Origin of the sequence: Furfurilactobacillus siliginis (assembly GCF_001437435.1) — a bacterium.
GTDB classification, from domain to species: Bacteria; Bacillota; Bacilli; order Lactobacillales; family Lactobacillaceae; genus Furfurilactobacillus; species Furfurilactobacillus siliginis.
The window spans coordinates 171052-183907 of the sequence record NZ_JQCB01000001.1; the positions used below are offsets into that span (position 1 = coordinate 171052).

Genomic DNA, 12856 nt, shown 5'->3' on the forward strand with positions numbered 1-12856 from the left:
TCGTTCTAGGTCTTGCTCGCAACTTCTCACCTTATGTTTCGCTCTTTTTTATTTTTCACTTTTAGCAACTTTTTTCAAACTAAATAACGTACTGATAAACTCTTGCTGCAAACGATTAGGCATGAAGGCTTTGCGGACCACCAAAGACATATTAAACCGCTCTGGCAAAGGATCATCCAACGTCAATGAAACCACACCGTCTCCTGGCTGAATCGCGTCATCCACCAATAGACTGACACCTAAGTTTGCTCGCACCAACCCCTTGATCAAAGACAGTGTTGGCGTGCTATAAACCACTTTTGGATTGAACCCGGCAAACTCACTGTAGGCTTTCAATGCCTGAGGATGAACAAATTTACCAGTCATCGTGATGAAATTATCACGTGCGAGTTGTTCAAATGAAATATGACCGGCACCAGCCAGGGGATGATCAACACTCACAACCGCTTTGAATGGATGTGACGCCAACAACGTGATATCTAGATTATCATGCCGAAGCGGCCGCACAGAACCGAGTAAGGCAACATCAATATTGCCGGAGTCAAGTTCCTCTAACAATTGTTCAGAACCGACCTCTAACGTTTGCGTTGCACTCAATAATCCCTTGGCAAATAGTTCGCCAGCAACCAATGGAAACCACATCGTTCCAATAATCGGTGGAATTCCAAAACGGATAGTCGTTTGATCGGCCTGTTCAACTTCTCGATGCGCCAACTCAAGATCCTTTAAAATCTGTTGAGACCGCTGATCTAATAAGGTACCTGCACGAGTAATCGTCAGCTTGTTGTGTGCGCGGTCTCGCTGTACCAAAGGCGCACCAAATTCCGTTTCCAATCGCTGAATCGCAACTGTAATCGTTGGTTGACTAACCTTAAACTGGTTGGCTACTTCCGTATAACTCTTTAGTTCCACTAATGCTGAAAAATATGCCAAATCGCGTGTGTTCATGCACCGCGACCTCCCTTAGTCACTTATATATCACAAGGTTACCATATTCTGCTTTGAAAACCCCTTCTAACAATAAAAGAAGCTAGTGAAGTCACGCGGCGGTGAGGTCACTAACTTCTTTTTGTTGGTGCTCGGAATCAACCCGGGGTGTTTCGCACACTGGTCCTTTAATCATGCTTACCACTGCTGATCTCTGTGCCCGACCTACAAGCCGTCCGTGGGCAAGACCGCCCACTACCGCCTTGCTTGTCGGTGATCGAGACCAAACCGCAGTGTTTCGCACACTAGTTTTTAATCATGCTACTCAACCCTGATTCCTGTGCCCAACTGGCCGACCGTCCAGGGCTAAAGCCCTTACCGCCCTGCCTGTTGGTGCTCGGAACCAACCCGGGTTGCTTCGCACACTAGTCTTTAATCAGGCTACTCAACCCTGATTCCTGTGCCCAACCTACAAGCCGTCCGTGGGCAAAATCGCCCACTACCGCCTTGCTTGTTGGTGCTCGGAATCAAACCGGGTTGATCCGCACACTAGTCTTTTACTTCTTTGACTGCATCAATAATCGTACCATCACGGTATTCGATCATGGCGACTGTCCGGTCTGTAAATTCTAGTGGTTTAGCGTTACCGACCTTTGAGGCTGCTAATTTTTGCAATTCCTCAATGGTGAATACTGGAACACCAGCAATGTGGCCCAATGCGTCAATTAAGTCTGTCCGCTTAGGATTAATGGCAATTCCGTATTCAGTTACTAAGACATCGATGGAATCTCCAGGAGTAACAACCGTCGTCACATCTGGCACAACCGTTGCGATCCGTCCACGAACAAGTGGGGCTGAGATAATGGTTAATTTAGCTGTTGCGGCATCTTGATGACCACCAATGGCACCACGAATAACACCATCAGAACCAGTCATAACGTTGACGTTAAACTTCGTATCGATTTCCAAAGCACTCAAGATAACGACATCAAGTTGGTCAACCATGGCACCCTTGTTATCAGGATCGGCATACCATGATGCGTCGATTTCCTGTTGACGAGGGTCTGTATGCATGGAATCGGCAGCACCCTTATCAAAGTCCTGCACATCCATGACACGGTCGATTAGACCTTCCTTCAACATATCTGTCGTTGGTTTGGTAATCCCGCCCAAGGCAAACGATGCCTTGATTTGGTTATCCAACATGGATTGACGAAGGTAACGTGTAACGGCTAAGGCTGCACCACCTGAACCAGTTTGGAATGAGAAACCATCCTTAAAGTAAGGTGAATGCGTAATGACGTTATTAACTGTCTCCGCAATCTTCAATTCCTTAGGGTCCTTGGTGAAACGAGTTGCGCCAGAACCAATCTTTTCAGGATCACCCACTTGGTCAACCTCAACCACGTAGTCAACCTGTGTTTGTTTAATTGATGCTGGGGTATTTGGGTAAGGCATCAAGTTATCTGTCAGCAATACCACCTTGTTGGCGTACTGCGCGTCCATCAAGGCATAACCGAGTGAACCAAAGACAGCTTTTCCTTCCATACCATTGGCATTCCCTAATTTATCAGCGTTTGGAACACCTAAGAAAGCAACGTCGATTTTGATGTCACCATGTTCGATGGCACGTGCACGGTTTCCATGAGAACGGAAGATAACTGGGTTCTTCAAGTTTCCATGTGAGACAAAGTCCCCAAGTGAGCCACGCATTCCTGAACTAGTGATATTCGTAACTGTACCAGCCTTAATGGCCTCAACGACCATATCATTCATAACACCAGTCAGTGATGATGGTGCCAGTGTTAGGTCTTTGATACCGGCATCGATGATCACACGCATCACCTTGTTAAAGACGAAATCACCGTTACGGAAATGGTGATGGAAAGAAATGGTCATCCCATCTTTAACGGTTGCTTTCACAACGTCTTCGATAGAATCAACTAACTTATCGTCCCCAGTTTGTGCACGTACGACGGGTGCAACCCGTTGAATTTCAGGATTGCCGATTTCAGTTGTTTCATATGGTTGGTAGTTTAAACTGCTCATCAAATCTTCTGGCAGTTCGCGGTCAACATTATTTTTCAAGGTCGTTACCCTCCTCATCCACTAAGTTGCTGGCTTTAGCTAACCGCATCACCCGTTCTGCACGCAGAACAACGGGACGGTCAACCATTTGTCCATTCATTGAAATAACACCTGAACCCTTGATCCGTGCTTCTTCAATCGCATTGATCACGTTACGGGCGTTAGCAATTTCCTTTTCGGTTGGTTGGTAGACATCATTAACCATAGCGATTTGGCGAGGGTTAACCAGTGATTTACCATCAAAGCCAAGTTGGTGAATATGTTTTGTCTCGCGGTAGAAGCCTTCTGTGTCATCCATGTTGGTGAATACAGTATCGAAGGCTGCGATGCCGGCTGCACGAGCTGAATGAAGCACCATGTTCCGGGCAAATTCTAACTCGGCGCCATCAGGATAACGATGAGTCTTCATATCAGTCGTGTAATCTTCGGCCGATAAAGCAATCCCGATCATCCGGTCTGAGGCAGCAGCGATGGCAGGGGCGTTTAAAACACCCTTGGCACTTTCGATCGCAGCCATCACGTGGGTGGAACCTTCTTCACGACCAAATTCTTTTTCAGCAGCAGCAACATCTGCCACTAACGTCGTGATCATATCAGCCGTTTCCGTCTTAGGTAGCCGAATAACATCGATGCCAGCCTTAACCATCGCCTTGATATCATTGTGGTAATAAGGCGTGTCGTCCCCGTTGATCCGGACAACTAATTCAGCATCACCGTAGTCTTGCGTTTGCAATGCTTCGTAGACCAATGCACGGGCGGCATCTTTTTCAGCCATCGAAACGGCATCTTCCAAGTCAAACATAATGGAGTCAGCACCGTAAATCCCGGCATCCTTCACCATTGCAGGGTTATTCCCAGGGACGAACATCATTGTCCGGCGTAAACGTTCAGTTGTTTCAGCCATGTTTAGAATACCTCCCAGGCAGGTTGATCCTGCGTTTGTAAGGCACGTTGGGCAGCAGCGATGGTCCGTGCCTTAATGACACAATCCAGTGCACCTTTGTCAATTGCCTTGACCTTCACGTTATCCAGTTCAAACTGATGTAACGTTTCCGTGATGACCAAACGAATCTGATCTCCGAATTGTTTTTCAACATCTGATTCCAGTTCAATGCTGACGCCATCGGTTCCCTTTGACAACATGATTTGAATGTCAGAAGATTCCAGCGTGCCGGCCAATGCCGTTTGCTTAATTTCCATTGATGTTCATTCCTTTCTGAATCCGTGCTCGTAAAGTACTTAAGTGGTCTTTAATAAATGTCACCGTTGAAACAGGTAGTAAATCAGCCAACGAATCAAGTTGATCCTCAGCAATCGCTTTGCGGACTGCTGTTGCCGTGATAAACGTACCAGTATCTGTTTGCTTGCGGTCAACAATCGTGACGTTTACCGCTGGTGGTAATTCCTTTGTCAAAACTTGGTTATAAATTCCAGTCGTCCGTGACAAGGGTTCTGTCCCTAAGTAACGGGCTGTGATATTTAATGCAGGGGCGATTCGCTCACGAAAGATTCTGGCATCAAGCGTCGTTTGGTAGGTCACCTGCTGATCTGCCGTGGGCAAAAAGTAGGCCGGGAACGTCGCAAAGCTGACCATATAATCACCGCCATTAACGACAATGACATTATCCAAATCAGCCGTGCCTGCTTGAACGAGTTCAAATCGTTCCGCTGTGGTGAATAATGAGGCATCTGTATTCACAACGAACACATACACAACGTCATTAGCTTTTGCAGCCGTTTCGACTAGATAACGATGCCCTTTGGTAAAAGGATTGGCATTCATGACAATCCCAGCAACCTGTTTCGTATCCTGATCAGCCACCCGCGGGATTGCTTGTAGGTAATCGTCGATGCCTTCATCGCCTGTCTCTAGTAACGCCGCCACGTCAGAGTGAGCAAGTTCATGAAAGCCAACATGCTGAAAACTATCAGAATACTTCAGCTTCGTGAATACGAATAAATGAAAAATTTGTTGTTGAAACAGTCGGTTGATCAGTGCTGATACAATTGCGTTGAAGCGGGCACCGTTAGTTGTGTCTTTGTTACACACAGCGATGTACTTTAACACGTTGCCGGCCGCCGAACCTGTCGCAACCAACCGGTCCCCCTCATAAATGCCTAGGGTAAAATCGATTGCTGCTGTTTCTTGAGTGGAGAAGTCCGTAATGCCGAGGTCTGTCAGAAAACTTTCCCACTGCTTACGCTCATGGCGATCACGCAAATGTAGATCAACAATTTCATTGTCCATTACTGGTTTCTACACCTCCCCTAATTACAAAAATCACATAGGAATTAAAACAGCTTTAGTTTCATGTTCTACAATGGTTATTTTACCTTCGTTATATAAATATTGCAAATATTCGTATTATTTTTTAAATATTAAAAGACGTTTGACGGTTATTTTTAACAAATAAAACTCGACTTACATTTTTAAAAAGACTATATTTAATTAAACAAACCTCGACTTGAATGGAGTATCTACCATGGATGACGTTAAACATCGTGAATTATTAGCTAGCATCGCACAGGATTTCTACTTATCTAAGTTGCCAATCACCGATATTTCTAGTAAATATCAGTTGAGCCGGTACCTCATCACTAAATCACTCGACGAAGCATTAGGGTCGGGATTAGTTAAAATCAGTATCGATGCACCTGTTTCGCGTAACTTGGAACTAGAGCTCAGCTTCAAGCAACGTTTTAACATTCGTAATATGTACATTTTGCGCGACACGGAATCACCAGATAAGGACTCCGCAAACATCATCGATTTCGCTGCCAGTGAGGTGCAGGACTTGATTCGCCATAGTCATACAGTCGGCATGACTTGGGGTGGTACAGTCTGGAATATAATCGACCACTTCCAAACGGAAGTCCGCGAGAATTTGGTATTTACACAATTCATCGGCGAAAACATGAAGTTGAATACTGCCGCCAGCACGGTACCCTTGGTACAAAAAGCCGCCGCTAAGTTTGATGCTACTTACTTAACCTTACCAACGCCTTTGTACATTACTAACGACGATGTTCGAACACAGCTTGGCAATGAACCAGCATTACTGCCAACACTAACTGCTGCAAATCAGATGGATCTGCTGTTTGCTGGGATTGGTACCCTCGCCTCTGTTAATACCATCCCCGTTTGGAAGCAGCACTTTGCTGATCTATTCCCTGGAGTAGATGAAAATAAGATTGCCGGTATGTTATTTGGCCGGCCTTACGACGTTGACGGTAATATCTTAGTTACTGATGACAAGGCCATGGGAACTGACATGAGTCACTTACTTGCAGTCCCAAGACGTGTCGGAATTGTTAAGAGTAAGTTTAAGAGCCGTGCATTATTGGGTGCCTTACGCGGTGGCTTTTTGACCGACGTTATTACTAATGAGGCAGTCGCCAACCGAGTACTGTTGGAAATGGATGATTAATAGTTCAGCTACCTGCGTTTGCTCACACTAGAAATGGGTCTGGGACATAACTAATTATGTCCCAGACCCATTGTTGTTTTCTAAGTTTCAATAACGGAAACGTGCGCCAAAAGTCAAGTCGCTGTGCAGACTACGAACAGCCTACCGGATTGAAGCCTAATCCGTAGGGCCGTTCTAGATCTTGCTCGCTACTTCCCGACTTTTGTCCCACTCTTTTTCATTTTATATACACTAACTAATATAGCTCTGACATCGTATTAGTAAGTTCTGTAGGTACATAATTAACAATATGTTTAAACCTCAATGGTGGCTGTTGTTCATCAATGCAATCTTCCCAATAGGCGACGTGTTTTCGATCAAGTTCATTGTCTGAGTCTTCAACCCGACGCGGGTTTTCACCTTGAATTGAATACCAGCACAAATACATTTTTCCTGAAATCGTTGTAGTGAAAATGGATTCCACCATCATCTGCTCATCTGGTAATGTCTTTAGAAAATCCTGCTGATGCGCCTTTAAGAAGGTCATCCATTCCATTGCAGTTTCTTCTTTGCCTAGTTTAACTGGAAAACCCATTAATTCCGTTTGCATACTTCAGACCACCTTTAGAACCAAATATACCATCCATATTTTCAGATACTATTCCCTGGGAAATAAAAGCTATTTAAATGCGCTAAATAACTCGTCGATTCTATCGTATTCATCTGCTGTCAAAGTAACGTCAAGCGCCTTTGCATTACTTTCCACTTGTTCTGGCTTCCGCGCACCAGGAATCACAACACTGATATTTGGATTGGCTAGGTACCAGGCGATAATCGTTTGTGCAACCGTCGCATCATGTGCCGTCGCAATGGCACGCACGCCATCAACTGCGGCAATGATTTGTTTGAACTGAGCTTCTGAGAAACGCCCAGTAAACTTACCAGCATCCGCTTCTGTATATTTGCCGGTCAATAAGCCAGATGCAAGTGGGAAATACGGAACGAAGGAAATTTGATGTTCCTTTAAATATGGGAACAATTCCTTTTCGGCATCACGATGAACCAGACTATAGTTATCTTCTACGATATCAACTAGATCATCTTGGTTGGCTTCTTTCAATTGATCAAAGCTGAAATTGGAGACACCAATCGCCTTGATTTTACCGGCCTGTTTGAGTTCATTCAATGCAGCAAGCGCCTCATTTTTAGGTGTCGCTTCGTCAGGAAAATGAATGTAGAAAATATCGATATAATCTGTCTTCAACCGCGTTAATGCCTCATCAACCGCTTGTTTCAGAAAAGCTGGCGTATTGTTTAATTCAAGGTCGTTATCAGGATCTTGGGCTGCTTTAGTTGCAATGACAACCTTGCTACGATCTAAACCTTGCAGCACATCACCGATAATTTCTTCGGAGCGGCCTTTGCCATACATGAAAGCTGTATCCAGTAACGTAATATTATTTTCCAGTGCGGTTGTGATGACATCTACGCCATCTTGGTCGTTTAAGTCAGCGAACAGATTGTGTCCACCGACCTTGTTTGTTCCTAAACCAAGCTTTGTTGTGGTGACCGTGCTTTTACCAATTTTGACTGTGTCTGCCATGTGTAGTTCCTCCTATTGATGACTGTTTATAGGTTCATCTTAGGATTTATTGGCCGAAATTGCTAAGGATGTGGCTTTTGACGATTGAATTGCAAAATAAAAGCACCGTCACTTCAGGTTGGTGAAGTGACGGTGCTTTGCTTTTATATAGCGGAAACGAGCTACAAGACCCAACTTCCTGTGCATTGCCTGGCCGCTGTCCGGGTCTTTTCGCTCTCTATTTTTTTACCACATGCCTAATACTTTGGTCCATAACAGGCCGCCGCCTAGCCATACGATGATGTAGAACACACCGATGATGGCATTTAGACGCCACCAGTCTGACTGTTTCACGTAGCCTGCACCGAACAAGACTGTTGCTGGGCCACTTGCATAGTGGGTCGTTGAACTAAACAATGGACCACACAATGCTAACATCATGGCAGCTAACATATGAGGTACACCGGCTGCTAAAGCAACTGCCAATAATGCAGCGTACATTGCCGTAACATGTGCAGTACCAGATGCGAACAAGTAGTGAGTGTAGAAGTAAAAGATAAACAGTGCAATCAATACCCAAATCCAGTTAACACCATGTAAAGCACTACCGATGGAAGTTGATAACCACTTGATCAAACCAAACTTAGTCAATTGGTTAGCTAAGAAAATCAAGATTGAGAACCAGATAACCGTGTTCCATGCACCGGTTTCTTTCAAAATGTCACTAGTTGATAACACACCAGTCAGTAACAGTAATGAAACGGCGATGAAGGCTACCAAAGTTGCATCTAACCCAATGAAGCTGGAGATGATCCATAGGAACAATGCTAAGCCGAAGATGGCACACATTAGCTTTTCAGCTTTGCTCATTGGTCCCATTTCAGCAAGTTCTTTTTCAGCCCAACCCTTGGCATTTGGCGTTTCTTTAACTTCTGGTGGATAGAGTTTGTAAATAATGTATGGCACACAAATCAAACTAATAATCCCTGGCACCAGTGCAGTCAAGAACCAGCTAACCCAAGTGATGTGAACGCCGGCTTTAGCAGCCATTTCAACGGCAACCAAGTTAGGCGCCATGGCTGTTAAGAACATTGCAGACGTGATGATGTCCCCTTGGAATTCAGAATAAACCAAGAAAGAACCAATCTTACGTTCCGTACCATCTTTAGGATGTGAACCAAACGTTTCAGCCAACGAGTCGATGATCGGGAAAATAATCCCACCGGCACGCGCCGTGTTACTTGGTGTTGCGGGGGCGGTTAGCAAATCAACCCCAATCAATGAGTAAGCCAGTCCTAACGTCCGTTTACCAAATAGCCGAACGAAGATCAACGCAACCCGTCGACCAAAGCCAGTTTTGATAAAGCCACGTGACAGGAAGTATGCCATGGCAATCAACCAAACCACGTTGGTACCAAATGCAGTAACGGCTTCTTCCATTGGCACGATGCCTAAGACAACGGTGATTGTCATACCAATCAGCGCCACACCAGCAATTGGTAGTGGCTGAGTGATACAAGCAATGATGGTCGCAACGAAAATTGCTAGGATATGCCAAGCAGCAATCGTTACCCCTTCTGGCCGAATCGGTGAACTGAACCATAACAATAGTCCAATCACGACCGGCCAGAGAAACTTCTTATATTTAATCTTCTCTAGAGCCATGTTTATTTCCCCTCGTTATTCCGCTGATGAATCAGCAGGTGTTTTACATTCTAAGGTGTGCGCATCAAGTGATGTGAGCGCCAACCCAACCAATAAGGACGACAATACTAACAAACCTAACAGTGCGAATGCCATGTGCCATTCCTCCTTAATCAAGAAATGCTTTATTTTTTAAAGCGAATGATACTTACCGATCGATGTTGGTCATCTTCAAAGGATCAACCCATTCATCGAATTGTTCAGCAGTGACTTTGCCAGACTTCAATGCTGCAACACGTAACGTCGTCCCATCTTCGTCGGCTTGTTGCGCGATCTTTGCACTGTCATGGTAACCAATGTGTGGTGATAAGGCCGTCACAGTCATCAATGAATTGTCGACTAATTCTTGCATCCGCGTTTCATTGACGGTCATACCATGAATCATCTTGTCAGCAAAGCCGATCATCGTGCCACGTAACAGTTCAGCTGATTCCAGAAAGGCGTCAACTAACACTGGCTTGTACACGTTCATTTCAAAGTTACCCTGTGAAGAAGCCATCGTTACAACAACATCGTTCCCCATCACACGAACGGCCGCCATGGTGATTGCTTCAGCTTGTGTAGGGTTAACTTTACCAGGCATGATTGAAGATCCTGGTTCGTTTGCAGGAATGTTCAATTCTGCATAAGCAGCCCGTGGACCACTAGCCAAGAAGCGAACATCATTGGCAATCTTCAATAAGTCAGCTGCTAAGGTCTTCATGGCACCATGCACAACGTCCAAGTTAGAATGTGCAGCTAATCCATAGAACTTGTTGGTCTTAGCAGTGAATTCCTGACCGTAAACCTTGCTCATCCGTGCAGCAATGTCATCGGCAAATCCAGGTGCAGCATTTAACCCTGTCCCAACAGCGGTGCCACCCATTGCTAATTCAAGCAGTGTGCCATCCAGGCTCTTCAAGTAGCCGAGATCATGTTCGATCATGCTGACCCAACCACTGATTTCTTGACCAAATGTTAATGGTGTCGCGTCTTGCAAGTGTGTCCGGCCGATTTTAACTGTCCGCCAGTATTCGTCTTGCTTAACTTTTAATTCATCGATCAAGTGCTGTGCGGATGCTTCTAATTCAGCAACAGCAACACTAGCAGTGATGTTCATGGCAGTTGGGAAAATGTCGTTAGAACTTTGACCATGGTTCACATCGTCATTTGGCAAAATTTCGATACTGTCGTCTAACTTAGCTGCTTCATGAGCGACAACTTCGTTCGTGTTCATGTTCGTTTGCGTACCAGAACCAGTCTGGTAAACGCGTAGTGGGAAATCTTTACGTAAGTCTTCGTCACTCAACTTCAATAATTCATCAATGGCACGAACAATCAGTTGGCCCTTTTCTGGGGCAATCTGACCAAGTTCTTGGTTCGCTTCAGCAGCAGCATGCTTGATCTGAAGTAATGCGCGAATAATGGCGATTGGCATAAATTGACCCGTTGGGAAATTGTTCCGACTACGTTCAGTCTGTGGTCCCCATAATGCTTCACTCGGAATCTTAACTGGCCCAATGGTATCTTCTTCAACACGGTAATCTGACATCTAAATGTGCCTCCGTTTCTTTGTGTGTTTTGTAACAAACAAGGATAAATAAAAATTGAGCATCCGTGAATCACCTTGTAAACAACGAACCTCAATCTCTCAATTGACACAAGTGTACAAGCACACAAAGTTTATAGTCAAACATCTGTGTCGGCATTAAAAATATTTATGGACACGCTGAATGCGCTTTAAAATCAGGGTTCTAGCGACTTTTCTGATTATTAGTTTGCTTTAAAAAATTGTAAAACAAACAATTTTATTTACAAAATAAAAAACGTGATCAGAATTATTCGACCACGTTTGTGAAAGTTATCTAATTAAGTGCGTCATTTAAAACAGCTTGTAAGGCATCAGCAGACTTCACCATCTTAGCTTGTTCAGCCGCTGATAGTGGCACTTCCAATACTTCGGCCACACCAGTTGCATTGATCAACGCTGGCGTACCAATGTACATATCGTGTAAGCCGTATTGGCCATCAACTGGTGCGCCAATCGGCAACACAACATTTTCATTGTGTAACACGGCACGGCTTAGGCGCATCAAACTCGTTGCAACACCATAGAAAGTCGCACCTTTTAATTTGATGATGCTACCACCCTTAACCCGCGTTGCCTGTTCCATGTCGTCTAATTCAGCCTGTGTAACGCCCGCTTCCTTAGCAACTGTCAATAATGGCTTGCCAGCAATCGTCGCTGCTTCATACGCAGCAAATTCACTATCACCGTGTTCCCCCAGGATAAAGGCATTCACAGTGCGCAAATCAGCATTAAACTTCTTGGCTAGCGCAACCTGCCAACGGCTTGTATCTAATGATGTTCCGGAACCAATCACGCGATTGCGTGGTAGGCCAGACAGCTTTTGCGTAGCAGCCGTCAATACGTCGACCGGGTTAGCTGCAACGATGAAAATTCCATCAAAGCCACTATCCATCACTGGTTTAATGATTGATTGTAAGATTTTTAGATTCTTATTAACGAGATCCAGTCGTGATTCGCCTGGTTTACGTGGGACGCCGGCAGTCAAAATAACGAGGTCGGCGTCACTGGCATCAGCATATGTGCCAGCATGCACATCAAGCGGTGCCGTCAGTGGCTGAACATCTTCTAAATCAAGGGCATCCCCTTGAATATGGTCTTGCGCAATGTCCACAATGACCAATTCATCGGCCACCTGCTGCTGCATCATTGCAAATGCATAAGAAGAGCCAACGGAGCCGTCACCGACCAGAACAACTTTGTGATGATTTACTTGATTCGTCATTTTAATAACTTCCTTTCAGGAAACAATTCGGGTTAGTTGTGTGGTAGAACACGAAACCAACTGTTGTAACAACACATTCATGGCGGTGAATGTGTCTATCTGAGGTAAGTTAATTAGTTCCAATCGATCCTTGCTTACTTTTTCACGACCAATTGATATCGGTAGCTTACCGCCTTGGCCAATTGTCGTCAAGCATAAATTAAAGGGTCGCAAACATAACTAATTATGTCTGCGACCCCATTGTTGCTGTCTAAATTTCAATAGCTGAAACGTGCGTCAAAAGTCAAGTCGCTGTGCAAACTACGAACCACCTACCGGATTGAAGACCAATCCGTACGGCCGTTCTAGGTCTTGCT

The 12856-nt window shown here is 44.9% G+C and carries 11 protein-coding genes; 1 reads left to right on the forward strand and 10 read right to left on the reverse strand.

Features of this window, described 5'->3' with window-relative positions:
• Positions 1-48 precede the first annotated feature (48 nt).
• The 5 genes from IV55_RS00730 to citC all read right to left on the reverse strand — a co-directional run bounded on the left by IV55_RS00730 (position 49) and on the right by citC (position 5263).
• Positions 49-948: a LysR family transcriptional regulator gene (locus IV55_RS00730; protein ID WP_057808493.1), complete on the reverse strand. Its 900-nt coding sequence runs from the start codon at positions 946-948 to the stop codon at positions 49-51.
• A 528-nt stretch (positions 949-1476) separates the two neighbouring features.
• Positions 1477-3015 (reverse strand): citrate lyase subunit alpha, encoded by a 1539-nt coding sequence (gene citF, locus IV55_RS00735; protein WP_057808494.1) that lies wholly within the window; start codon positions 3013-3015, stop codon positions 1477-1479.
• Positions 3005-3919 carry a citrate (pro-3S)-lyase subunit beta gene (gene citE / locus IV55_RS00740; protein ID WP_057808495.1) on the reverse strand — a complete coding sequence of 305 codons (915 nt, stop codon included), beginning with the start codon at positions 3917-3919 and terminating at the stop codon, positions 3005-3007. Before citE ends, citF begins: the two co-directional genes overlap by 11 nt.
• Positions 3920-3921: 2 nt before the next feature.
• On the reverse strand, positions 3922-4215 hold the full coding sequence (gene citD / locus IV55_RS00745) for a citrate lyase acyl carrier protein (RefSeq protein WP_057808496.1): 294 nt from the start codon (positions 4213-4215) through the stop codon (positions 3922-3924).
• Positions 4205-5263 carry a [citrate (pro-3S)-lyase] ligase gene (gene citC, locus IV55_RS00750; RefSeq protein WP_057808497.1) on the reverse strand — a complete coding sequence of 353 codons (1059 nt, stop codon included), beginning with the start codon at positions 5261-5263 and terminating at the stop codon, positions 4205-4207. Before citC ends, citD begins: the two co-directional genes overlap by 11 nt.
• Positions 5264-5498: 235 nt before the next feature.
• Between citC and IV55_RS00755 the strand changes: the two genes are divergently transcribed.
• Entirely contained in the window at positions 5499-6443 is a 945-nt protein-coding gene (locus IV55_RS00755; protein ID WP_057808498.1) for a sugar-binding transcriptional regulator, read from the forward strand.
• Between the two features lie 235 nt (positions 6444-6678).
• On the opposite strand, the gene IV55_RS00760 is transcribed toward IV55_RS00755, so the two are convergent.
• The 5 genes from IV55_RS00760 to IV55_RS00780 all read right to left on the reverse strand — a co-directional run bounded on the left by IV55_RS00760 (position 6679) and on the right by IV55_RS00780 (position 12500).
• A complete protein-coding gene (locus tag IV55_RS00760) occupies positions 6679-7032 on the reverse strand; it encodes a DUF6176 family protein (RefSeq protein WP_057808499.1) in 354 nt (117 codons plus the stop codon).
• 69 nt (positions 7033-7101) lie between these two features.
• A complete protein-coding gene (locus tag IV55_RS00765; RefSeq protein ID WP_057808500.1) occupies positions 7102-8025 on the reverse strand; it encodes an aldo/keto reductase in 924 nt (307 codons plus the stop codon).
• Between the two features lie 225 nt (positions 8026-8250).
• Positions 8251-9669 (reverse strand): anion permease, encoded by a 1419-nt coding sequence (locus tag IV55_RS00770; RefSeq protein ID WP_057808501.1) that lies wholly within the window; start codon positions 9667-9669, stop codon positions 8251-8253.
• 187 nt (positions 9670-9856) lie between these two features.
• The gene (locus tag IV55_RS00775) at positions 9857-11239 is read right to left on the reverse strand and encodes a class II fumarate hydratase (protein ID WP_057808502.1); all 1383 of its coding nucleotides are present in this window, start codon (positions 11237-11239) and stop codon (positions 9857-9859) included.
• Positions 11240-11552: 313 nt separating this feature from the next.
• Positions 11553-12500, reverse strand: a complete 948-nt coding sequence (locus IV55_RS00780) for an L-lactate dehydrogenase (RefSeq protein WP_057808503.1) — start codon at positions 12498-12500, stop codon at positions 11553-11555.
• Positions 12501-12856: the final 356 nt, after the last annotated feature.